Annotated in this window: 22 protein-coding genes; 13 read left to right on the forward strand and 9 right to left on the reverse strand. The window is 56.0% G+C overall.

Features of this window, described 5'->3' with window-relative positions; genetic code table 11:
• Positions 1–204: 204 nt before the first annotated feature.
• Together mrcB and hrpB are read right to left on the reverse strand one after the other, a co-directional pair.
• Positions 205–2751, reverse strand: coding sequence for a bifunctional glycosyl transferase/transpeptidase (mrcB, locus tag JK231_RS17295; RefSeq protein WP_058960863.1), 2547 nt, complete (start codon positions 2749–2751; stop codon positions 205–207).
• A 98-nt stretch (positions 2752–2849) separates the two neighbouring features.
• A complete protein-coding gene (gene hrpB, locus JK231_RS17300; protein ID WP_097118378.1) occupies positions 2850–5321 on the reverse strand; it encodes an ATP-dependent helicase HrpB in 2472 nt (823 codons plus the stop codon).
• A 25-nt stretch (positions 5322–5346) separates the two neighbouring features.
• On the opposite strand from hrpB, the gene thpR reads away from it, so the two are divergent.
• The 9 genes from thpR to panD all read left to right on the forward strand — a co-directional run bounded on the left by thpR (position 5347) and on the right by panD (position 12425).
• Positions 5347–5886: an RNA 2',3'-cyclic phosphodiesterase gene (gene thpR, locus JK231_RS17305; RefSeq protein ID WP_097118377.1), complete on the forward strand. Its 540-nt coding sequence runs from the start codon at positions 5347–5349 to the stop codon at positions 5884–5886.
• Positions 5887–6603 (forward strand): DNA/RNA nuclease SfsA, encoded by a 717-nt coding sequence (gene sfsA, locus JK231_RS17310; protein WP_211729121.1) that lies wholly within the window; start codon positions 5887–5889, stop codon positions 6601–6603.
• A 258-nt stretch (positions 6604–6861) separates the two neighbouring features.
• Positions 6862–7317 (forward strand): RNA polymerase-binding protein DksA, encoded by a 456-nt coding sequence (gene dksA / locus JK231_RS17315; protein WP_034829547.1) that lies wholly within the window; start codon positions 6862–6864, stop codon positions 7315–7317.
• Between the two features lie 70 nt (positions 7318–7387).
• The gene (gene gluQRS / locus JK231_RS17320) at positions 7388–8323 is read left to right on the forward strand and encodes a tRNA glutamyl-Q(34) synthetase GluQRS (protein WP_211729122.1); all 936 of its coding nucleotides are present in this window, start codon (positions 7388–7390) and stop codon (positions 8321–8323) included.
• 36 nt (positions 8324–8359) lie between these two features.
• On the forward strand, positions 8360–9775 hold the full coding sequence (pcnB, locus tag JK231_RS17325) for a polynucleotide adenylyltransferase PcnB (protein ID WP_211729169.1): 1416 nt from the start codon (positions 8360–8362) through the stop codon (positions 9773–9775).
• Positions 9772–10257: a 2-amino-4-hydroxy-6-hydroxymethyldihydropteridine diphosphokinase gene (gene folK, locus JK231_RS17330; protein ID WP_097118373.1), complete on the forward strand. Its 486-nt coding sequence runs from the start codon at positions 9772–9774 to the stop codon at positions 10255–10257. The genes pcnB and folK overlap by 4 nt, the downstream gene beginning before the upstream one ends.
• A gap of 82 nt (positions 10258–10339) precedes the next feature.
• On the forward strand, positions 10340–11134 hold the full coding sequence (panB, locus tag JK231_RS17335) for a 3-methyl-2-oxobutanoate hydroxymethyltransferase (RefSeq protein WP_211729123.1): 795 nt from the start codon (positions 10340–10342) through the stop codon (positions 11132–11134).
• A gap of 15 nt (positions 11135–11149) precedes the next feature.
• A complete protein-coding gene (gene panC, locus JK231_RS17340) occupies positions 11150–12004 on the forward strand; it encodes a pantoate--beta-alanine ligase (RefSeq protein WP_211729124.1) in 855 nt (284 codons plus the stop codon).
• 40 nt (positions 12005–12044) lie between these two features.
• A complete protein-coding gene (gene panD, locus JK231_RS17345; RefSeq protein WP_034829560.1) occupies positions 12045–12425 on the forward strand; it encodes an aspartate 1-decarboxylase in 381 nt (126 codons plus the stop codon).
• Between the two features lie 37 nt (positions 12426–12462).
• On the opposite strand, the gene JK231_RS17350 is transcribed toward panD, so the two are convergent.
• The 3 genes from JK231_RS17350 to hpt all read right to left on the reverse strand — a co-directional run bounded on the left by JK231_RS17350 (position 12463) and on the right by hpt (position 14935).
• Entirely contained in the window at positions 12463–13233 is a 771-nt protein-coding gene (locus JK231_RS17350; RefSeq protein ID WP_034829563.1) for an ABC transporter permease, read from the reverse strand.
• The gene (locus JK231_RS17355; protein ID WP_097118370.1) at positions 13230–14153 is read right to left on the reverse strand and encodes an ABC transporter ATP-binding protein; all 924 of its coding nucleotides are present in this window, start codon (positions 14151–14153) and stop codon (positions 13230–13232) included. The genes JK231_RS17350 and JK231_RS17355 overlap by 4 nt, the downstream gene beginning before the upstream one ends.
• A 245-nt stretch (positions 14154–14398) precedes the next feature.
• Positions 14399–14935 (reverse strand): hypoxanthine phosphoribosyltransferase, encoded by a 537-nt coding sequence (hpt, locus tag JK231_RS17360; protein WP_039331277.1) that lies wholly within the window; start codon positions 14933–14935, stop codon positions 14399–14401.
• Between the two features lie 166 nt (positions 14936–15101).
• On the opposite strand from hpt, the gene JK231_RS17365 reads away from it, so the two are divergent.
• Positions 15102–16391, forward strand: a complete 1290-nt coding sequence (locus tag JK231_RS17365; protein WP_034829570.1) for a cystathionine gamma-synthase family protein — start codon at positions 15102–15104, stop codon at positions 16389–16391.
• A gap of 252 nt (positions 16392–16643) precedes the next feature.
• Here JK231_RS17365 and cueO read toward each other — a convergent pair whose 3' ends face one another.
• Positions 16644–18266: a multicopper oxidase CueO gene (cueO, locus tag JK231_RS17370; protein ID WP_211729125.1), complete on the reverse strand. Its 1623-nt coding sequence runs from the start codon at positions 18264–18266 to the stop codon at positions 16644–16646.
• Positions 18267–18443: 177 nt separating this feature from the next.
• Here cueO and JK231_RS17375 point away from each other — a divergent pair, with 177 nt between their 5' ends.
• The 3 genes from JK231_RS17375 to speD all read left to right on the forward strand — a co-directional run bounded on the left by JK231_RS17375 (position 18444) and on the right by speD (position 20578).
• On the forward strand, positions 18444–18791 hold the full coding sequence (locus JK231_RS17375; protein WP_097118367.1) for a YacC family pilotin-like protein: 348 nt from the start codon (positions 18444–18446) through the stop codon (positions 18789–18791).
• A gap of 108 nt (positions 18792–18899) precedes the next feature.
• Entirely contained in the window at positions 18900–19763 is an 864-nt protein-coding gene (gene speE / locus JK231_RS17380; protein WP_211729126.1) for a polyamine aminopropyltransferase, read from the forward strand.
• 5 nt (positions 19764–19768) lie between these two features.
• Positions 19769–20578 (forward strand): adenosylmethionine decarboxylase, encoded by an 810-nt coding sequence (speD, locus tag JK231_RS17385; RefSeq protein ID WP_097118365.1) that lies wholly within the window; start codon positions 19769–19771, stop codon positions 20576–20578.
• A gap of 119 nt (positions 20579–20697) precedes the next feature.
• On the opposite strand, the gene JK231_RS17390 is transcribed toward speD, so the two are convergent.
• From JK231_RS17390 to JK231_RS17400, 3 genes are read right to left on the reverse strand one after another with little or no spacing between them, the layout of a single operon-like run.
• Positions 20698–21459, reverse strand: a complete 762-nt coding sequence (locus tag JK231_RS17390) for a DeoR/GlpR family DNA-binding transcription regulator (RefSeq protein ID WP_034829581.1) — start codon at positions 21457–21459, stop codon at positions 20698–20700.
• 6 nt (positions 21460–21465) lie between these two features.
• Entirely contained in the window at positions 21466–22446 is a 981-nt protein-coding gene (locus JK231_RS17395) for a D-threonate 4-phosphate dehydrogenase (RefSeq protein ID WP_034829583.1), read from the reverse strand.
• Entirely contained in the window at positions 22439–23710 is a 1272-nt protein-coding gene (locus JK231_RS17400) for a four-carbon acid sugar kinase family protein (RefSeq protein ID WP_211729127.1), read from the reverse strand. Before JK231_RS17400 ends, JK231_RS17395 begins: the two co-directional genes overlap by 8 nt.
• Positions 23711–23723 lie beyond the last annotated feature (13 nt).

Genomic DNA, 23723 nt, shown 5'->3' on the forward strand with positions numbered 1-23723 from the left:
TCTCGGAAAGAAAACGACGCAGGTGAATACAAACGAGAATGATTATTAGACGCACGGATTTTAGGCGAAGTTTGGCGAGATCCGCAAGATGTAATGCCTGATGGCGGTGCGTTTGCCACCAGATCGTGCATATCCATGATCGCGAATAACAATCGTGCAGACGTAAAAAAGGGCGCCGAAGCGCCCTCTGTTTTCTGCAGCTAACTATTTGCTGCCAAACATATCCTTAATCCAGCCCGCCACGCCGTCAGCATCTTTCTGCTCACCCTGCTGCTGCTGAGGTGACTGCTGCTGAGGTTGCGACTCTTGCTGCTGTTGGATCTGCTGCTGTTGCTGGATCTGTTGCTGCTGTTGCTGGCACAGCGCGTTAGGATCCAACGTCCACACCGGCAGCGAACGCCAAGTGCTGCTGCCAGAACCACACACGAAGTTACCGGCAGAGTCGACGTTCATCTGCGTAATATCTTCTGGCGGTGTCAGCACCAGCGGCATTGGCGCCTGGTTGTCGAGATAACGGCGATAAATCTGCATCGCACCGCTCGCACCGTACAGCTTCGACGTCTGGTTGTTGTCGCGGCCAACCCAGGTGATCGCCACCTCTTTGCCATCAATACCCGCAAACCAGCTATCGATTAAATCATTGGTGGTACCGGTTTTACCCGCCAGATGAGCATTCGGGTAACGCGCGCCCAGCGCACGGGCGGTGCCGTGATCGGCAACTTGCTGCATGGTGTACAAGGTCATATAAGCAGCCTGCGCCGGCTCAACGCGTTGCGCCTGCGGGAAGCTCTGGTACAACACCGTGCCATCTTCAGCAATCACCGAACGTACCGCCGACAGGTCGGCGCGGTTACCGCCGCTGGCGATCGACTGGAACGCCTGTGCCGCTTCGATAGGTGTCAGGTTAAGTGCTCCCAGTAACATCGCTGGCACCGGATTCAGCTGATCTTTCGGCACGCCCAGCTTCGTCCAGGTATCCACCACCGAAGGCAGACCCAATGTCATCCCCAGATTTACGGTAGGCACGTTCATGGAGTTGGTTAAGGCATCCACCAGCATCACTTTGCCGCTGAAACGCTTGTCGTCGTTCATCGGTTTCCAGATGGAACCGTTCGGCTGTTTCAGCGCAATCGGCTCATCCGCCAGCCAGGTGTTCAGCCGATAGGTATTCGGCTGGCTCAATGCGGTGAGATAGGTCGCCGGTTTAGCCAGTGAGCCAATAGAACGACGCGCCTGCAGCGCACGGTTATAGCCCGCGAACTGCGGATCGGCACCGCCCACCATGGCACGCACTTCACCACTGAAGCGATCCACCACCACCATCGCGGTTTCCAGATCCTTCAAGCCACGCTGTTTTTTCAGCGCCGGGATGCCATCTTCGACCGCTTTTTCCGCCGCATCCTGAGAGATAGGATCGAGCGTGGTGAAGATCTTCACGCCAGACAGATCTTTAATCTTGTCGCCCAGTTTGGCCTGCAACTCGTTACGTACCATCTGCATAAAGGCAGGCTGCGGCGTGATCACGCCCCCTTTCGGCTGCACACCCAGCGGACGCGCCGAGAGCATATCGTACAGCTCCTGATCGATGACGTTCTGCTGTTGCAGCAAACGCAGCACCAGGTTGCGGCGCTCGAGGGCCAGTTTCGGGTTGCGCCACGGGTTATACAGCGAAGCACCTTTCACCATACCGACCAGCATCGCCTGCTGATCGAGGCTCAGCTCATCGACGGGACGACCGAAGTAATACAAACTCGCCAGCGGGAAGCCACGGATCTGATCGTTGCCCGCCTGACCGAGGTAAACCTCGTTGAGGTACAGCTCAAGGATGCGATCTTTACTGTAACGCGCATCCATGATCACTGCCATGTAAGCTTCACGCGCTTTGCGCCACAGTGAACGCTCGTTGGTCAGGAACAGGTTTTTCACCAGCTGCTGCGTCAAGGTACTGCCGCCCTGTACCGCTTTACCTGCCGTGATATTGGCAAGGAATGCACGGCCAATCGAATACGGGCTAATACCATCATGCTCATAGAAGTGACGGTCTTCGGTCGCGATCAGCGTACTGACCAGCAGATCCGGGAAGCCCGCACGCGGCACGAACAGACGCTGCTCACCGTTCGGCGATTGCAGCATGGTGATCAAACGTGGATCAAGGCGGAAGAAGCCAAAATCACGTCCGGTATCGAGGTTTTTAATCTCGCTCAGTTCGTTGTTGCTGAACGTCAGACGGGCGTTGATCTGCCCCTCTTTGCTGTCCGGGAAGTCAAACGGACGACGCAGCAGATCGATGGTGTTGCCTTTGACGCTAAATTCGCCCGGACGGGTAATGCGCGACACTTCGCGATACTGCGTGCCTTCCAGCAGCGCAATCATCTCTTTTTTGTCGTACGACATCCCCGGCTCAAGGCTCACCATGCGGCCGTAGACAGCAGCAGGCAACTGCCACACTTTACCGTCGATGCGGCTGCGGATTTCAGAGTCGAGATAGATGCCCCAGGCCACCATCACGACCACAAAGACCAGGAAAAGCTTAATTAACCAGCCTAACCAACGACGTTTGCCGCGTGGCGGACGTTTTCCTTTCCCTTTACCTTTTGGTGGCACCGGTGTGCTCTCCTCATCGTCTTCGTCAAAATCGTCCTGATCGATATCATCATCAAGCTCCCTGCGGCGACCCCGGCGCGCAGTGCTGCGCGGCGGCTTTGGCGCTTTTCCTTTACGCCCAATAGGTTCGCGATCGTTCCCAGACATGCTTTTATTCTCCAGGCATAGCTACGGCTACGGCCGTTACTCTAACTGCTTTCTCGTGCTGCGCATGGCAGAACCCTCTGAATTCGATCCACAGAGTGTCACGATGAAAATTTCTTGGTGCGCCTTGTCGGTAAGGCGTTTGCCGGATCGTCGGGCCAGGGATGTTTGGGATAGCGCCCTTTCATCTCTTTCTGCACTTCTGGATACGCTCCGCGCCAGAACGCAGCGAGATCACGGGTGATCTGCAACGGACGCTGCGCCGGTGACAACAACTCCAGCACCAGCGGAATGCGGCCTTCGGCCACCGCGGGATTTTGCGCTTCCCCAAACATCTCCTGCATACGCACTGCCAACGCTGGAGGCTTTTCAGCATCGTAACGAATAGGCAGGCGACTTCCGGTCGGCACAGTGTAATGAGTTGGCAGCACAGTATCCAGCCGCTGACGTTGTGACCATGTCAGCAAATGTAATAATGCGCTGACAAGATTGACGGCCTGCAGGCTCTTGAGATCGCGCACGGAACCCATCTCGGGTAACAGCCAACGCTCCAGCGAGTCGAGCAGGCTCTCATCGTCCAATGGCGGCCACGCCTCTTCCGGCAGCCACTCGGCGGCACAATGCAAACGCAAACGCAGCTGTTCCGCTTCGGGGGTCCAGCCGAGTACCGAGAGCCCTTTTTCGCGGATCCAGCGCAACATCGCCGGGTGTAAAATCTCCGGTTCCGGTCGCGCCTGCGGCTGTGCTTTTAGGACCAGCGCACCCACGAGTTCCCGTTTCCAGGCGCGCAATGTCCCTTTCTCCTCATCCCATTCCACATCAATGCGCTGCGACACCAGTTCAGGACATTGCTGGCGTAACGCACTTATCTCTACCGGCAGCGCCAGTAACATGCGGGCTTCGGCGGCACTGGCGCCCTGTAACAGGGTCGGCGCGATTAACCACTCATAGCGGCTCAGGCCATCCTGTTCATCCAGCATGGCGCCAATACCGTTAGCCAGCTGATAGCGTGCGCTTTCGCCTCGCCGCTGCGCCAGACGATCGGCAAAGCCTGCCACCAATAATGCGGGGAAAAGATCGGGATTGACGCGGCCATCGCTGGCATTCAACCGTTGCTGCCACTGACGCGCGCGCCTTTGCCAATGCGGCTGTGGTCGATTAAGGGCGTCGCGCAAATCTGCACTACCGTTGCGCGGTGGATCTTCAAGTATCGCCACCAGCAGAGCGGCACTGGCGATGGCATCCTGACTTTGTGCCGCACACAGAATAGCCGTCAAACGTGGATCGCTGCCAAGCGTCGCCATTTTACGGCCGCGCGCGTTAAGCCTGCCGTTTTCTAATGCGCCTAAGCGCGTTAGCAAAGCCTGTGCCGCTCGCAAGCTGAGTTGCGGTGGCGCGTCCAGCCAGCAGAGCTGTGACGCATCCTGGCAACCCCATTGCAGCAAATCGATCTGCAGCGCAGCCAAATCGCTATTGAGGATTTCGGGTTCACTTTGCGCCGCTGCACGCATCGCCTGCTCCTGCGGCAGCAAATGCAGGCAAATACCGGGTTCAAGACGCCCGGCTCGCCCGGCTCGCTGGGTCATGGAAGCCTGGCTGATGCGTTGCGTTTGCAGGCGCGTGACGCCGCTACGCACATCAAACTGTGCCGAACGCTCCAGCCCGCTATCCACCACTAAGCGGATACCTTCAATAGTGAGACTGGTTTCGGCAATGTTTGTGGCGAGCACCACTTTGCGGCGACCGGCAGGCGCAGGCAGAATCGCTCGACGCTGCGCATCCAATGACAGCGCACCATATAAAGGAGAGAGATCCACGTCTTCATCGACGCGGGATTCCAGCTCGCGCTTTACGCGCTCAATTTCTGCCACGCCCGGCAGGAACAGCAGCAGCGAGCCCGACTCCTCACGCAGCAACTGCGCCACTTCTCGCGCCACCGCTTCGTCAAAACGTTGCTGCGGGTTGAGTGAGGCATAACGGCGTATCACCGGAAAGCTGCGTCCTTCAGAAACAATAAAAGGCGCAGCAGGCAGCAGCTGACGCAACCGATCGTTATCCAGCGTTGCGGACATCAGCAGAATTTTCAGGTCATCGCGCAGCCCTTGTTGCACATCCAGCAGCAGCGCCAGCGCCAAATCAGCCTGTAGGCTGCGCTCATGAAACTCATCGAGGATCACCAGTGACACACCTTCGAGCATCGGATCGCGCTGCAACATGCGCGTCAGAATGCCTTCGGTCACCACTTCCAGTCGCGTATGGGGGCCGCAGCAGTTTTCACCGCGCATGCGATAACCCACGGTGCCACCGGGCTGTTCCCCCAACTGATCCGCCAGGCGCTGCGCCACATTTCGCGCCGCCAGACGACGCGGCTCAAGCATAATGATGCGCCCCGGCAGCACCGACTGCTGTAGCAGTTGCAGCGGCAGCCAGGTCGATTTTCCCGCGCCGGTGGGTGCCGCCAGTAAAACTTGTGATGACTGAGACAATGCATCGAGCAATGCAGGCAGCACCTCACTTACCGGTAATTCACTCACACTTAACTCCCACTCTGCCTGTGCTAACATGGCGCGCATTGTAGCACTCAACGGCCACGTCACCATGTCGATACAACGTCTGTTTTTTGCCCTCGAACTGCCCGCGCCACTCCAGCAACAGCTGGTACAGTGGCGCGCAGATCACTTTGCAGAAGGGGCAGGAAAACCGGTGGCCGCCGCCAATCTGCATCTGACGCTGGCGTTTCTGGGGGATGTCAGTGCCGAGACCTCGCAGCAGTTACAGCAGTTAGCTTCGCGCATTGTTCAGCCCGGTTTTAGCCTGGATTTGGATGATGCGGGACACTGGCCGCGCCCCGGTGTCGTGTGGCTTGGCTGCCAACGTGCGCCACGCGGCTTGTTGCAGTTAGCGAGCCTGCTGCGTGCTCAGGCGGCACGCCATGGCTGCGCCCAGAGTGCACAGCCTTTTCACCCGCATATCACTTTGTTGCGCCACGCCACGCAAAAAGTGGCCTTACCCCCGCGCGGCTTTCACTGGCAGTACGATGTCAGTGACTTTGCGCTGTTCTCATCGACCTTTAGCCAGGGACGCACCCGCTATCGGCGGCTGGCGCGCTGGCCATTGCCCTCTTCGTCAGGAGCCTGAATGCAGTTTGATCCACCGTTAAAACCCGCTCGTCTTATCGCGCGCTATAAGCGCTTTCTTGCCGATGTCGTGACGCCAGAGGGGGAGACACTGACCATTCACTGCGCCAATACCGGCGCGATGACCGGCTGCGCCACACCGGGCGATACCGTGTGGTACTCCACCTCAGACAGCATCACGCGCAAGTATCCGCACATCTGGGAACTGACCGAGACACAACAAGGCCACTGGATCTGCGTGAACACCCTCAGAGCCAATCAACTGGTGCGTGAAGCCTTAACCCTTGAGGCCATTCCAGAATTGTCCGCTTACAGCCACTGCCAACCTGAAGTGAAATACGGTACGGAAAAAAGCCGAATTGACTTCCTGCTGCAAGCGGAGGGCAGATCAAACTGCTATATTGAAGTCAAGTCCGTCACCCTTTTACAGCAGGGTAAAGGCTTTTTTCCGGATGCGGTGACGGCTCGAGGACAGAAGCATCTGCGCGAACTCAGTGCTATCGCGGCAGAGGGTCATCGAGCTGTTTTGTTGTTCGCCGTTCTGCATACGGGGATTGAGGACGTCTCCCCGGCGCGCCATATCGACGCACACTACGCAGAACTACTGGGACAGGCTCAACGCTGTGGAGTGGAAGTGTTGGCGTATCAGGCTCAGATATCACCTGCTCAAATGTTACTCACTCAGCCGCTCGCGGTGACGATTAACGTAGAGTTGTAATATTTATAGCAATTTGCTGTGATAGGAATGTTCTGGGCGGTGCGCTAAATACGCTGTTCCTCACAGGCTTGTCAAGGTGCGAATATGAATAATTGCCAACCTTGACTGCTTCTGCTATTTATAGCGGCCTGTTTTTTCCCTGATGGGAATCGATATACCCCTTAATAATTCGCGTTGCTGGCAGTCGGTGGTCAATTTAGCCAATGCACATGCAACCTGAAGTATGACGGGAAGGGCGTGTTATCCAGGAGAAACAACATGCAAGAAGGGCAAAACCGTAAAACATCGTCCCTGAGTATCCTCGCCATCGCTGGTGTGGAGCCGTATCAGGTGAAACCGGGCGAAGAGTATATGAACGACGCCCAACTGAGCCATTTCCGCAAGATTCTGGAAGCCTGGCGCAACCAACTTCGGGATGAAGTAGACCGCACTGTGTCGCATATGCAGGACGAAGCTGCTAACTTCCCGGATCCGGTAGACCGTGCCGCGCAGGAAGAAGAGTTCAGCCTGGAATTACGTAACCGCGATCGTGAGCGTAAATTGATCAAGAAGATCGAGAAGACGCTGAAGAAAGTGGATGACGACGATTTCGGCTACTGTGATTCTTGTGGTGTAGAAATTGGTATTCGTCGCCTTGAAGCGCGTCCGACTGCCGATCTTTGCATCGACTGCAAAACGCTGGCTGAAATCCGCGAGAAGCAGATGGCAGGCTAATGGCCGTGAGCAGACTGTCGCCGCACTGCCGGGAAAACCACTGTTTTCCCGGCGTGCGGTGCACCTCAAAATGAACTCTTCAACCTCTTCCTGCGTCGGGCGTTTCGCTCCCTCTCCTTCTGGTGATCTGCATTTTGGTTCGCTGATAGCTGCCTTAGGCAGCTACCTGAGCGCGCGTGCGCAACAAGGCCGTTGGCTGGTGCGTATTGAAGATATCGATCCGCCGCGAGAAGTGGCTGGCGCAGCGACACGCATCCTGAAACAGCTGGAGCATTATGGCCTGCAGTGGGATGGCGACGTGTTGTGGCAGTCGCATCGTCATGATGCCTACCGGGAAGCGCTGAGCTGGCTGCAACAGCACCGTCAAAGCTACTTTTGTACCTGCACGCGCAGCCGTATTCAGCAGCTTGGGGGGTTCTACGACGGTCACTGTCGGGAATTACATCTCCCCGCAGAGAACGCAGCGCTGCGCCTGCGTCAGCATGCGCCGGTTTATGGCTTTGACGATCGCCTGCGCGGCCATTTAGCGGCAGAGCGCTCGCTGGCGGAAGAAGATTTTATTATCCATCGCCGGGATGGTTTGTTTGCTTATAACCTGGCGGTAGTAGTAGATGACCATTTTCAGGGTGTGACGGAAATCGTACGCGGGGCAGATTTGATTGAACCCACGGTGCGTCAAATCGCGCTCTACCAGCAGTTCGGCTGGCCGGTGCCTGCGTATCTGCACCTGCCGCTGGCCATCAATGACGATGGCAATAAGCTCTCTAAACAGAATCATGCGCCCGCTCTACCTGATGGAGATGCGCGCCCATTGCTGGTATGCGCGTTGCACTTGCTGGGGCAATCGGTTTTAGAGAGTTGGCAAGATGCCACAGTGGAGCAACTGCTCGATAACGCGGTGGCACAGTGGAGTATCCAACTGATCCCACAACAGAACGCGCGAATCACGGATGAGGCGACATCGCCATTCCTAAATGGTTCGCAACAAGCTATGATTAGCCGCTGATTTATTAACACCCTTTTATCACTGTCGAGGTGTCCCATTTTTACCCGAGTCGCAAATTTTTGCCGGAGAGTCCTCAAGCGTGACGAGGAGGCGCCTGAAGAGGTGGAAACTGAAAGTCTGATGACCGTCATTCCCCGTGAAAGCCATAACATCTCACGCAAAGATATCAGCGAAAACGCCCTTAAAGTGCTGTATCGCCTGAATAAAGCCGGTTTCGAAGCTTACCTGGTAGGCGGCGGCGTGCGCGATTTGCTGCTGGGTAAGAAGCCAAAAGACTTTGATATCACCACCAACGCCACGCCTGAGCAGATGCGCAAATTGTTCCGCAACTGCCGTCTCGTCGGTCGTCGTTTCCGTCTGGCACATGTGATGTTCGGTCCTGAAGTGATCGAAGTCGCGACTTTCCGTGGCCATCACCAGGAAGAAGCTGAAGACGATCGCAACAACTCCCAGCGCGGCCAGAATGGCATGCTGCTGCGTGATAACATTTTTGGCAGCATCGAAGATGATGCCCAGCGCCGCGATCTCACCATCAACAGCCTGTATTACAGCGTGGCGGATTTCTCCGTACGTGATTACGTAGGCGGTTTGCAGGATCTGGAAGACGGCGTGATCCGTTTGATTGGCGATCCGGAAACCCGTTATCGCGAAGATCCGGTACGTATGCTGCGCGTGGTGCGTTTTGCCGCCAAGCTGGAGATGCGCATTGCCGTGGAAACTGCCGAGCCGATTCCGCGCCTGGCCACGCTGCTGAATGACATTCCGCCTGCGCGTCTGTTTGAAGAATCCCTTAAATTGCTGCAAGCCGGTTACGGATTCCGTACCTATCAGATGATGCGTGAGTACCATCTGTTCCAGCCGCTTTTCCCTACCCTGACGCGTGGCTTCACCGCCGAAAGCGACAGTCTGATGGAGAAAATGCTGGCTCAGGTGCTGAAGAACACGGACAACCGCATTCAGAACGATATGCGCGTCAATCCGGCCTTCCTGTTTGCCGCGATGTTCTGGTATCCGCAGCTGGAATCGGCCCAACGCATTGCGCAGGAAAGCGGACTGACCTATTACGACGCCTTTGCGCTGTCGATGAACGAAACGCTGGATGAAGCCTGCCGTGCGCTGGCGATTCCTAAGCGTATCACCACCCTGATTCGCGATATCTGGCAGCTGCAGTTGCGCATGTCACGTCGTCATGGCAAACGCGCATGGAAGCTGATGGAGCATCCTAAATTCCGTGCCGCTTATGATCTGCTGGCGCTGCGAGCCGATGTGGAACACAACCGCGAACTGCAAAGCCTGACCCATTGGTGGGGCGAGTTCCAGGCTGCGGCGCCGGTCGAGCAGAAAACCATGATGAACACGCTGGGCGATGATCCGGTGGCACCGCGTCGCAAACCACGTCGTCCGCGCCGTCGTCCAACCGGCCCGCGCCGCGATACCAATAGCGCATCATGATTCGTGTTTACCTCGCCTTAGGCAGTAATCTGGCCGACCCGCTGCATCAGGTTGATGCAGCGCTGGCCGCGATTGATGCGATACCGCACACCTCGCGCGTCGTCACCTCTTCGCTGTATCGCACGCCACCGTACGGCCCGCCAGACCAGCCCGATTACCTGAATGCGGTGGTCGCGCTGGACACCACGCTGGAAGCTGAAGCGCTGCTCGATCATACGCAACGTATCGAGCTGGAGCATGGGCGTGTGCGCAAAGCGGAGCGCTGGGGACCGCGCACCCTCGATATCGACATCATGCTGTTTGGTCAGCAGACGATTCACACCCCACGTCTCACCGTGCCACACTACGACATGCACAACCGTGCGTTTATGCTGGTACCGCTGCTGGAAATCGCGCCTGGCCTGCGCTTGCCCAACGGTCAGCCACTGACCGGCATCCTCGCCACGCTGGATCGCAGCACCATCCGCTTGTGGTCTGAGTAGGCGGCAATAATCGCACTACGGTCGTATCGCCTTTTCAATCAATCCAGTACACTGCGCGCATCAGAAAACTCTGGAGTGTGCGATGAAACCGACAACCATCTCCCATTTACGCCAGCTCAAAGCCAGTGACCGCAAATTTGCCACCCTGACGGCCTACGACTTTAGCTTTGCCCGCCTGTTTGCCGATGAAGGCATTCAGGTGATGCTGATTGGCGACTCCCTTGGCATGACCGTGCAAGGCCATGAATCCACATTACCTGTCACCGTGGCGGATATCGCTTATCACACCGCGGCCGTGCGCCGAGGCGCGCCGAATGCGTTGGTGATGGCCGACCTGCCGTTCATGAGTTACGCCACACCGCAGCAAACCTTCGATAACGCCGCTCAACTGATGCGTGCCGGTGCTAACATGGTGAAGCTGGAAGGCGGTGAATGGCTGGCAGACACCGTGCGTATGCTTACCGAGCGCGCCGTGCCGGTCTGTGGTCATCTCGGCCTGACGCCACAGTCTGTGAACATCTTTGGTGGCTACAAGGTGCAGGGCCGTGATGAAGCGGGCGCGGAGCGTTTGCTGGCCGATGCACTGGCGCTGGAAGCCGCCGGAGCACAATTGATGGTGCTGGAGTGTGTGCCGGTGGCGCTGGCAGAGCGTATCACCAAAGCGTTGAGCATTCCGGTCATCGGTATTGGTGCGGGTAACGTCACCGATGGACAGATTCTGGTGATGCACGATGCCTTTGGCATTACCGGCGGTCATATTCCTAAATTTGCCAAAAATTTCCTCGCGGAAACCGGCGACATTCGCGCGGCAATTCGCCAGTATATTGCCGACGTTGAGGCGGGCATCTACCCTGCCGCCGAACACAGTTTCCAGTAAATCAGGAGAGTTGCAGTGCTGATTATTGAATCGCTGCCGATGCTGCGACGAGAAATTCGTCGCTGGCGGCAGGAAGGCAAACGTATCGCGCTGGTGCCCACCATGGGCAACCTGCATGACGGCCACCTGACGTTGGTGGATGAAGCGCGCGAGCGGGCCGATATAGTGGTGGTCTCGATCTTCGTCAACCCGATGCAGTTTGAACGCGCCGATGACCTGGCGCGTTATCCCCGTACCTTGCAGGACGATTGCGAGAAGCTCAATCGTCATAGCGTCGATGTAGTGTTTGCCCCTGCGCCAGCGGATGTGTATCCCAAAGGGCTGGATAGCCAGACCTTCGTTGAAGTTCCGGGGTTATCGTCTCTGCTGGAAGGTGCCAGTCGTCCCGGTCACTTCCGCGGTGTGTCCACTATTGTGAGCAAACTGTTTAATCTGGTGCAGCCCGATATTGCCTGTTTTGGTGAGAAAGATTTCCAGCAGTTAGCCATTATTCGCAAGATGGTGGCCGACATGGGCTTCGATATCGAGATTGTCGGCGTGCCAACCGTACGCGCGCAAGATGGTTTGGCGTTGAGCTCACGTAACGGTTATCTCACCAGCGAAGAGCGCGCGATTGCTGCGGGTCTGAGCCAGGTGATGAACAGCATGGCCGAGCGTCTGAACAACGGCGAACGCCATGTTGAAGAGATTATCGAAACGGCCGAGGCCGCATTGCGTGAGAAAGGCTTCCGCCCTGATGGCCTGGCCATTTGCGATGCCGACAATTTGCAGCCGCTGACGGTGGATAGCCAGCGCGCCGTGATTCTGATGGCCGCCTGGTTGGGGAATGCGCGCCTGATCGATAATCAGCAAGTGGATCTGACGGAGTAACCTCCGTCGTTTAATCGCAGCTTAATAAGGTTATCCCGTTATGATTCGTACCGTACTTCAGGGCAAACTGCACCGCGTGAAAGTTACGCAGGCAGATTTGCACTACGAAGGTTCCTGCGCCATCGACCAGGATTTTCTTGATGCATCCGGCATTCTGCAATACGAAGCCATCGACATTTATAACGTCACCAACGGTCAGCGTTTCTCCACCTACGCGATTGCCGCTGAGCGTGGCTCGAAGATCATCTCCGTCAATGGTGCCGCCGCCCGTTGTGCCTGTGAAGGTGACATCATGATCATCTGCTCTTATGTGCAGGTGGAAGATGAAGTCGCCCGTAGCTGGCAGCCCAAAGTCGCTTATTTCGAAGGCGACAACGAGATGAAACGCATCGCTAAAGCGTTGCCGGTTCAGGTGGCTTGATACAACGAGGGCGGCCATTCGGCCGCCCCCGTAAAACTTAAGTCCGCAATCCGCGACCGCGCTGAATCAACGCATACACCAGTACGTAAAACACCACGATAAAGGCAATCAGCACTGACAGGGTAAACACCAGCGGCACATCATTGATGCCGAGGAAACCGTAGCGGAATCCACTGATCATATATACCACCGGGTTCAGTTTCGACACCGCCTGCCAGAACGGCGGCAGCAGCGTCAGCGAATAGAACACCCCCCCCAAATAGGTTAACGGTGTCAGCACGAAGGTGGGGATCAAGCTGATATCGTCAAAGGTACGCGCAAACACCGCATTCAGCAGGCCAGCCAGCGAGAACAGAATCGCAGTCAGCAGCAGCGTCAGGGCCACCATTGACCACGAGTGCACGTGGAACGGCACAAAGAACAGCGAAATCGCCGTCACCAGAATACCGACGCACACGCCACGCGCCACGCCGCCGCCAACATAACCAGCGATGATAATGTGCGTGGGCACCGGCGCCACCAGCAGCTCTTCAATATTGCGCTGGAATTTGGCGCTGAAGAATGAAGAGGCCACGTTGGCGTAAGCATTGGTAATCACCGCCATCATGATCAGACCCGGCACGATGAACTGCATATAGCTGAAGCCATGCATATCGCCGATGCGTGAACCAATCAGATTACCGAAGATGATGAAATAGAGCGTCATGGTGATCACCGGTGGCACCAGCGTCTGAATCCAGATGCGGGCAAAACGGTTGATCTCCTTGGCCCAGATACTCTTGAGCGCCACCCAGTATAAATGTGTCATGCTTTCACTCCTTTACCCTGGGTCAGGCTGACGAACAGCTCTTCAAGGCGGTTCGCTTTGTTACGCATACTCAGCACCTGCACGCCCTGCGCACTCAGCTGGCTGAACACGCTGTTGAGCCCCTGCTCACGCATCACTTCCACTTCCAGCGTAGAGGTATCCACCAGGCGATACTGGAAGCCTTCCAGCTGCGGCAGCGGACTACGCGGCGCCAGATCGAGGATGAAGGTTTCCGATTGCAGCTTTGACAGCAGGCCTTTCATCGAGGTGTTTTCCACCAGCTCACCGCTCTGAATAATGCCGATATTGCGGCACAGCATTTCTGCTTCTTCCAGGTAGTGCGTGGTGAGAATAATGGTGGTGCCTTTGATGTTGAGATCTTTCAGGAAGGTCCACATTGAACGACGCAGTTCGATATCGACACCTGCGGTCGGTTCATCCAGAATCAGCAGTTTTGGCTCGTGCATCAGCGCACGTGCGATCATCAAACGGCGTTTCATCCCGCCCGACAGCATGCGTGCACGCTCGTTGCGTTTGCCCCACAGATCGAGTTGGTTAAGGTATTTTTCCGCGCGCTTGTTAGCTTCAGAACGCTCCACGCCGTAATAACCCGCCTGATTCACCACAATCTGCATCACGGTTTCAAACGGGTTAAAGTTGAACTCCTGCGGAACCAGACCCAGCTGGCGTTTCGCATTGACCACGTCTTTTTCCAGGTCATAGCCAAACACCCGCACGCTGCCGCCGGATTTATTCACCAGCGAACTGATGATGCCGATAGTGGTCGATTTACCCGCGCCGTTTGGCCCGAGCAGTGCGTAAAAATCGCCTGCCTCAACGTTGAGATCAAGCTTCTTCAGCGCCTGAACGCCGCCGGGATAGGTTTTGGTGAGCCCGGAAAGTTCCAGTGCATAAGTCATTGCGAATCCATACCCTGTTGTAGTGACATCAAAGCCCTATGAAATGATAGTGCGCTCACGCCGAGCATGCGGGGTTATTCAGAGATAACGAGTGAAAAATCAAAGATGAAGCGCTGAGCGATAACCCGCGACACTTTACCACTCTGCATGCGGTAGGGGAACGCAAGCGCAGCCCGTCAGTCATTGACTCGCAGGCTGCGCATCTTATCGCAGGCTGGCGGGATTAGCCTTGGAAGATTGTGCGGTTATTCACCGGTCGGGATAACTTTGCCAATATACGGCAGATGACGATAGCGCTGCGCGTAGTCGATACCAAAGCCGACCACGAACTCGTCAGGAATGGTGAAACCAACGTATTCCACGGTCACTTCCACTTCGCGACGCTCTGGTTTATCCAGCAGCGTGCAGATGGCCAGTGACTTTGGCTCGCGCAGGCGCAGGATCTCGCGCACTTTGCTCAGCGTGTTGCCAGAATCGATGATGTCTTCCACGATCAGCACGTCTTTGCCGCGAATGTCCTCATCCAGATCTTTCAGGATTTTCACGTCGCGGGTCGATGACATACCACTGCCGTAGCTGGAGGCGGTCATAAAGTCGACTTCATGCGGGACATCGATGGCACGGCAGAGATCGGCCATAAACATAAAGGAGCCACGCAGCAGACCCACCAACACCATTTCGCTGCCGCTGCTACGGTAGTGTTCGCTAATCTGCTTGCCCAGTTCGGCAATACGGGTTGCAATCTCCTGCTCAGAGATCATCACGTCGACGGTGTGTTTCATTGCATTCGCCTGGTTAAGGTTTTCAGAAAGCCACGAAGTCTATCATAGTCGAACCAACCTCTAACGCCGCGCACAGAACGCAAACGATACCGTGGCAAAATTTATTGCGCTGGCCTTAACTACAGAAAACCCACCCGCACTCTCACCGGTATTCTCTGGAGATCCTATGGCCGCTTCATCCAGTAAAAAAACACAGATTGGCACCCACGATCTGCATCCGGAAACGCAGATGCTTAATTACGGTTACGATCCGCGGCTATCGGAGGGCGCAGTCAAACCTCCTGTATTCCTGACTTCGACCTTTGTGTTCAACAGCGCCGAAGAGGGACAGGACTTTTTTGATTTCGTTGCCGGACGTAAGCAGCCGCCGGAGGGCAAGAGCGGTGGGCTGGTATACTCACGCTTTAACCATCCCAATAGCGAGATTGTGGAAGATCGGTTGGCCATCTATGAACAGGCAGAAAGTGCCGCGCTGTTCTCCTCCGGAATGTCGGCCATTGCCACCACGCTGCTGGCGTTTGCGCGGCCAGGTGAAGTGATTTTGCATTCGCAGCCGCTGTACGGCGGCACTGAAACGTTGCTAAGCAAAACGCTGCACGATTTAGAGATTAAAGCCGTCGGCTTCAGCGATGGCACCGATGAAGACAAAGTGTATGAAGCAGCCAAACTGGCGTGGCAGCGCGGTCGTGTGGCGCTGATTCTGATTGAGACGCCGGCCAACCCGACCAACAGCCTGGTGGATATTCAGCTGATGAAGCAGGTAGCAGATGTCATCACCCAGCAGCAAGGTTCGCGCCCGATTCTCGCCTGCGATAACACCTTGCTCGGCCCGCTGTTTCAACGTCCTTTGCAGCACGGTGCAGACTTGTCGCTCTACTCGCTCACCAAATATGTCGGCGGCCATTCGGATCTGATTGCCGGTGCGGTGCTGGGCAGCAAAGCGCTGGTGAGCAAGGTGCGATCGCTGCGCAGCGCCATCGGCACCCAACTTGATCCGCACTCCAGCTGGATGATTGGACGATCGCTGGAAACGCTGTCGTTGAGGATGGAGAAAGCCGCCAGCAATGCAGAAAAAGTCGCCGCGTTTTTGCGTGATAACCCGCAGGTAGAAAAATTGCACTGGCTGCCCTATCTCGATGCGGACACCTCTGCGGGTGAAACCTTCCAGCGACAATGCAGCGGCGCAGGTTCCACCTTCTCGTTCGATATCAAAGGCGGCCAGCCGGCAGCATTTCGTTTTCTCAATGCCCTTGCGTTGTTCAAACTGGCGGTGAGCCTGGGCGGCACCGAATCACTCGCCAGTCATCCGGGCAGCACCACCCATTCCGGCGTACCGCAGGAGGTACGCCAGCGTATTGGCATTACCGATGCCACGGTACGTTTGTCGATTGGTATCGAGCATGCTGATGATTTGATTGAGGATATCCGGCTGGCACTGGAAGCGGCTCAGGCATAATCACTTGCCTGGCACGCTCAGAGAGGAGTTAGCGGCGTTGACCAGGCATCGAGCAGCAGGATAAGGCTGTCCGATGTCCACGCTCGTGTGCTGCCGTAAACCAGGCCACTTGTGCCCTGCCCCTGTAACAGGAAATCAGGCCATTGGCGCCCTGATACTGCTGCTGAGCAGTAAAATGCCACGCTTATGCCCTGGTGTTGCTAAACAACCCACAGCGAAGACGTTTTGGCTTCGCTGCGGTGAGGCAGTCACTTAGCCGACAGTGAAGCCTAGCATCATGCCGGTATCTTCATGCTCCAGCAGATGGCAATGCGCCATGTAGGCGTTATCGGCATTGGCAACGTAGTTAAACCGCACCAGCACCTCACTGCGCCAGCCGTTCACGCTGACCATGTCTTTCCAGCCCGCGCGATGCGGCGCTGGCGGCTTGCCGTTTTCTGACAGGATGCGGAACTGAGTGCCATGAATGTGGAACGGATGCAGCATGGAATCGCCCTCACCGGAAATGGTCCATTTTTCCAGCTTGCCGAGTTCAGCATTGAACATCGGCTTGGTCATGTTAAACGCCTGACCGTTGATTTTATTGCCGTTGTGGAAATCGTAAGCCGCTGTTTTTGCGTGATCCATCGGCATACTGCCATGGTCCATCTTCATGGCACCGCCGCTCATGTCCATGTTGCCGTGATCCATCTGCATCGCCCCACCCTTCGAGTCCATGTTGCCGTGGTTCATTTTCATCCCGGCCATGGCTTGATGACCGTAACGATCCATCAACGCCTGCATGCCTTGTTGATCCAGCTGCGGATCCATCATCAGTTGTAGCCAGCGGCTTTGCACGCCTTCCACTGATGGCAGCGGCGGCAGATCCACCAGCTTATCCGGCATAGAACCACTTGCCATCACGCGCAGTGGCAGAATTTGCACCAGCGGCAAGGGTTGATCAAAGGGTGCCAGCGTCATGCCCATCTGCGTCACCGGCAGCGTCACCATGTCGAAGGTTTTGCCGTCTGAAGTATCAATCATCACTTCGAAACGCTCGCCAGGCAGCAGCGGCAGGCTATCCACTTTTACCGGCTCGGCCAGCAAACCGCCATCGCTGGCAATCACGTACATTGGGCGCTTATCACTGGTGGCGATATCCAGCGAACGGGCATTGCAGCCGTTCAACAGACGCAAGCGCAGCCAGCCGCGTGGCACCGCTTGCTGCGGATACTGCACGCCGTTGGTTAACATCATGTCACCAAACCAGCCCACCGCCGCGCGCATGATGTCGAGTTGGTAATCGATTTTTGCGCCGTCTTTGGTCAGCTGTTTATCCTGGAAAATCAGCGGCACGTCATCTTCGCCCCACTGCATCGGCAGACGCAATTTGCCGGAATCTTCGTCCTCTAACAACACCAGTCCCGCCAGCCCCTGCGCCACCTGATAGCCGGTTTTGCCATGCTGATGCGGATGGAACCAACAGGTGGCAGCCGGTTGATCGGGCGTAAAGGTCACCTGACGTGAGGCACCGGGCGCAATCAGTGCTTGCGGTCCACCATCAACATCGCCAGGAATTTCCAGACCGTGCCAGTGCAATGTCGTTGCTTCCGCCAGCCGATTATGAATATTCACCGTAACGGCTTTCTCGCGCGGCAACCGCAGCGCCGGGCCGAGCAGACTGCCGTTATAGCCCCACGTCGGGACGGATTTGCCGTTCCATTGGCTGGTGCCACTCATCGCGGTGAGCGTGTACGCTCCGCGTGCATCGGGCTGCAAAATAGAGGGGATCGGTAACAGCGGGCGCGTCGCCGCCATTAACGAACGGCTCCACAAAGGCAGCGCACCTGCCGCGCTGAGTGCGGCGGTCAACTTTAGAAAATGACGACGTTGCATATTCTTATCCTTGTCGTGAATAAGGGCACAGCGTAAACCTTTACCCTGCGGGAGGGTCAAGCCCCTTAACAGAATGCGCCGATAAAAACCGTGGGAATGCCCCATTTGGGCAAATTTAGCGGAATCCCTGCAATAACTGTGCTAACGTCAATAAATTGTCCCTTGTTGAGAATGATTATGACGAAAAGCATCAAGATCCTGCTGCTGGCGGGACTCCTTGGCTTCTCCTCCACCAGTTTTGCCCTGAGCGAATCCGAAGCTGAAGATCTGGCCGATCTGACCGCGGTGTTTGTTTACCTGAAGAACGATTGTGGCTATCAGGATCTGCCCGATGCGCAAATTCGCAAAGCGCTGGTGTTTTTTGCCCAGCAGAACCGCTGGGATCTGGGCAATTACAGCAACTACAACATGAAGTCGCTCGGCGAAGAGAGTTACAAAGATTTGAGCGGTATCGCCATTACCAATGACAAGAAGTGTAAGTCGCTGGCGCGTGACTCGCTGAGTCTGCTCGCTTACGTCAAATAGCCCGCCATCCCGCTCTGCTGCTGAAGATTTGACCGTGCAACCACGGTCATATTTCGCTATGCTTTTTCCCCTAATTTCATGGCGATGACATTCGAGGAGAGCCCCATCATGGCCCAGAATGAAATGTGGTATGAGACGCTTCATGCCGGATTTGGACAGTATTTCACGGTAGATAAACTGCTTTATCGCGACAAAACGGCGCATCAGGATCTGGTGATCTTTGAAAATGCCGCTTTTGGTCGTGTCATGGCGCTGGACGGTGTGGTGCAAACCACCGAGCGCGATGAGTTCATCTACCACGAAATGATGACCCACGTGCCAATCCTGGCGCACGGCAAGGCGAAACGCGTGCTGATCATTGGCGGTGGCGATGGCGCCATGCTGCGCGAGGTCTTACGTCACCAAACGATTGAACAGATCACCATGGTTGAGATCGATGCCGGCGTGGTGAGTTTTTGCAAGACGTATCTGCCCAATCACAGCGCCGGTGCCTACGACGATCCACGGCTGAATCTGGTGATTGATGATGGTGTGAATTTCGTCACCCAGACGCAAGAGAAGTTCGACGTCATTATTTCCGATTGCACCGATCCCATCGGTCCCGGTGAAAGTCTGTTTACCTCTGAATTCTATGCCGGCTGTAAACAGGCGCTAAATCCCGGTGGAATCTTTGTGGCACAGAACGGCGTCTGTTTCCTGCAGCAGGACGAAGCGATCAACAGCCATCGTAAACTCGGCCATTACTTCTCCGACGTCAGCTTTTATCAGGCGGCGATCCCCACCTATTACGGCGGCATCATGACATTTGCCTGGGCAAGCGACAACGAGACGCTACGCCAGTGGGATGCAGTCACCCTGCAATCACGCTTTGACGACGCGGGCCTACGCTGCCGCTACTACAATCCCGCGATTCATGTCGGTAGCTTTGCCTTACCGCAATATCTGCTGAATGCCTTGTCGTGTGAGGAGTGACGAAATTGCAAAAGCTGAAACTACACGGCTTCAATAATCTGACGAAGAGCCTGAGTTTTTGTATTTACGATATTTGCTACGCCAACAGCGAAGCGGAGCGTGATGGCTACATCGCCTATATTGATGAGCAGTATAATGCGAATCGCCTCACCGAAATCCTGACTGAGACCTGCTCAATCATTGGTGCCAACGTGCTGAACATCGCGCGACAAGATTATGAACCGCAGGGTGCCAGCGTTACCATTCTGGTCAGCGAAGAGCCGATCAATCCGCAGGATATCGACAAATCTGAGCATCCGGGTCCGCTGCCCAATTCGGTGGTGGCGCATCTGGATAAGAGCCATATTTGCGTGCACACCTATCCAGAAAGCCATCCTGAGGGGGGATTGTGCACCTTCCGCGCTGATATCGAAGTCTCCACCTGTGGGGTGATTTCGCCGCTTAAGGCGCTGAATTATCTGATTCACCAACTGGAATCGGACATCGTTACCATTGATTATCGCGTGCGTGGTTTTACCCGTGATGTGAATGGCTTAAAGCACTTTATCGATCACGAGATCAATTCGATTCAGAACTTTATGTCCGAGGATATGAAGTCGATGTACGACATGGTGGATGTGAACGTCTATCAGGAAAATATCTTTCACACCAAGATGTTACTGAAGGAATTTGACCTGAAATATTACCTGTTCAATACCAGGCCTGAAGAACTCAACCCGCAGGAGCACAAGCGCATCACCAATCTGCTGTGGAAAGAGATGCGTGAAATCTACTACGGCCGCAATATTCCGGCGACGGGATTGAAGCTATCGTAGTGGGCTGCGATTAACGGGTGCGCATCAATGGGCACCCTACGCAAGCAGGTGTCGGTGCAGGGCTAGCATTGGGTTAACCCTGTTGCTGAAGGGTCGCCTTTGATGGCGACCTTGTTATATCAGGCTGTCAGCTGCAAACCAATGCCACGCTCACGCAACGCGCGACAAACTGCGTCGTCGAGACGCGCATCCGTCACCACATCGGTCAAACTATCAATCGGTGCGGCGCAGTATAGCGACCAGGAACCGTACTTACTGCTGTCAGCCAGCAGGATGCGGCGGCGCGCATTCGCCAGCAGATCCATCTTCAGACCGGCTTTATCTTCCGTCGGCGTCGTAATCCCGCGTTCGATACTCCACGAGTTACAGCTAACGAACGCGATATCCGGATTGATGCTGCGCAGCAGGCGTCGGCCATGCTCCCCAATACAAGACTGACTGGAGTCATCAATACGGCCACCAATAATGGTGGTTTCAATCTGCTTGAATTCAGACAGGAACAGCGCGATATGCAGGTCGGCGGTGATCACTCGCAGTTGCAGATGCGTGAGCTGGCGCGCCAGTTCCAGCATGGTGGTACCGGCATCCAGCACCACGGAGTCGCCCGACTGCACATAGCTGGCGGCAAACTGCGCGATGGCCTGCTTCTCGGCCAGATTACGCTGCATTTTTTCCAGCGTGGTCGGCTGCGCAGGAATAAAACGATTGAGCGTCACTCCGCCATGGCTGCGGCTAATGACGCCTTCCTTGTCGAGCTTGATCAGATCGCGGCGGATCGTCGCCGGTGAAGCCGAGATCGCACTCACCAGCTGTTCTACAGTGACCAGATTATGACTTTTCAGGTAGTCCATAATCTGGTCGAGACGGCTTTGTCCCTTCATATTTCCCTATGCTAGCTGCATCGCGAGTTTAATGGAGATCGCCATGCTCGCAGAGTTCGCTTTACCTGTCCAGGCGATATCAAACGCCGTGCCGTGGTCCGCGGAAGTACGGATAAACGGCAGGCCAGCGGTGATATTGACGCCATCATAAAAACCTAACAATTTCAGAGGGATGTGTCCCTGATCGTGATACATCGCCACCACCATATCGTACTGACCTTGCTGACACTGCAGGAACACGGTATCCGGCGGACACGGGCCATAAACATCAATGCCCTGCTCTTTCATCACTTTGATTGCCGGTGCTACGGTGGTGATCTCTTCGTCACCAAACAGGCCATTTTCGCCCGCATGCGGATTCACCCCAGCTACGGCAATGCGCGGCTTGTCGAAACCGACGCGGCGCAGGAAGGTATCCGCCATGCCGATCACCGTCTGGATACGGTCCCCATTCAGGGTGTCGAGGAACTTACGCAGCGCGATATGCGTCGTGACGTGGATCACCTTCAGATGATCGGTGTACAGCACCATGGCGTAGTTTTTGGTGTTAGTCAGTTGCGCCAGCAGTTCGGTGTGTCCCGGATAAATGTGCCCTGCTGAGTGCAGTGCTTCTTTATTGAGTGGAGCTGTCGCGATTGCGTGCACTTCCCCGGCCAGTGCCAGTTCGGTGGCGCGTTTCACACAACGCCAGGCCAAATCACCGGCTTCTTTCTGCACCACACCCGGTTTTAATGCCTCTGGATTGGCCAGCGGTTCATCGATCACGTTGATGATGCCCGGTGCGAAATGCGCGTCTTTGACGTTATCCAGTACGCGTAATTCTGCCTGCGGCGTAATGTTCAATCCCATCACCCGACGCAGCGTGCTGGCACAGCCGACCACCACTGCCGGGATCCCCGCCAGGTCACCTTCCGCTAACGCTTTAATGATGATCTCCGGGCTGATGCCCGCCGGATCGCCCATGGTCACCGCAATAATTTTATTCACTCGACTTCTCCTCAATGAAACGGATGGCTTCTACCAGGGTGTTTTCGTCACCAAAGCCACCCGCTTTGGTCATCACCGGCAGGTGTAATTCGCTATTTAGCAGAACCCCGTGCGGCACACAGCCCGCCACCAGGCCCTGAATCTGAAAACCACTGGCGCCGAGCGCTTGTGCGACGGCAATTGCCACGTCGCCGCCCGAAAGATACAACCCGGCAGGCAAGGCCTGGCGGCAAACGTTGTGGATCAATTGGGCGAGAAAGTGGCAGATGCGTTCTCCCAGCTCCTGGCGTGACACCTGATGTTGCTGACACAGCTGTTCAATCTCATGGCGTTGCTCTGCATGCTGTGTGGTGCGCACCACGCAATGTGCGCCGTCGCGTAAAGCCTGTTGCATCGCCTGCTGCCACTCGACAGCCTGCGGCCACGCGGGCTGAGCAAACAACTGACGGATATCAATATCGATAATGCGAATGTCACGTTGGGTCGCGAGGCGGGCGATTTGCTGCTGCGCGATGGCGCTCATCGAACCCACCACGGCCAGCACCGGCCTGGCCGGACGCGTCGCCAGATATTCGCCCAATGCATCACCTAATCCGGAAGCGCCTGCGAGTAAGGGTCGTGCGGGTAAACTCGCCGCCGCCGCCACAATCAGCGCAATATCAGCATCCTGCTCGGCATCCAGCACCACTAAGCCCTTCCTACTGGTAAGCACCTGTGCCAGCTTGCCACTGCGCACCGTCGCCAGGTCCAGAGTTTCACCGGTCAGATCGCTTTGCATGTGCAGGCGGGTTAACACATGGCTACTGGTCACCGGGGTTTTCGGGTCGCTGGCAAATTCGGTGTCCGTCAGACGCTGCTGGTTGATCCAGACTTCACCTTCACGCGTGGTACGGCCCAATTTCGGCACAGCGGGCACCACCAGCGCTAAGGTTTTTCCGCTGGCGTGCAATGCGGCCTCAATCTCTGCGCCCGGATTGCCGCGCAGCGTGGAATCAATCTTTTTAAACAGCCAGCCATCCTGGGCAATCGCCTGATGCTGCTGTAATGCTAGCGTTGTACGATGCGCTGCTTCTGCTGCACTGACTGCACGGCTGTCGGTGCTGATGACCAGCACATCGGCGCTGCTGGCATCGTGGGCAGTACTGCTATCAAACAGCACATGCACCTTTGCGCCTGCTCGCGCCAGTCCGCTACCGGCGTCGTTGGCACCGGTAAAATCATCCGCGATCACTAAGACGGGTGTTTTCCATGGCTGTGAAGTCATTCTCTTTCCTCTG

The sequence above is a fragment of the Pantoea sp. JGM49 genome, from assembly GCF_018257655.1.
GTDB classification, from domain to species: Bacteria; Pseudomonadota; Gammaproteobacteria; order Enterobacterales; family Enterobacteriaceae; genus Pantoea; species Pantoea communis.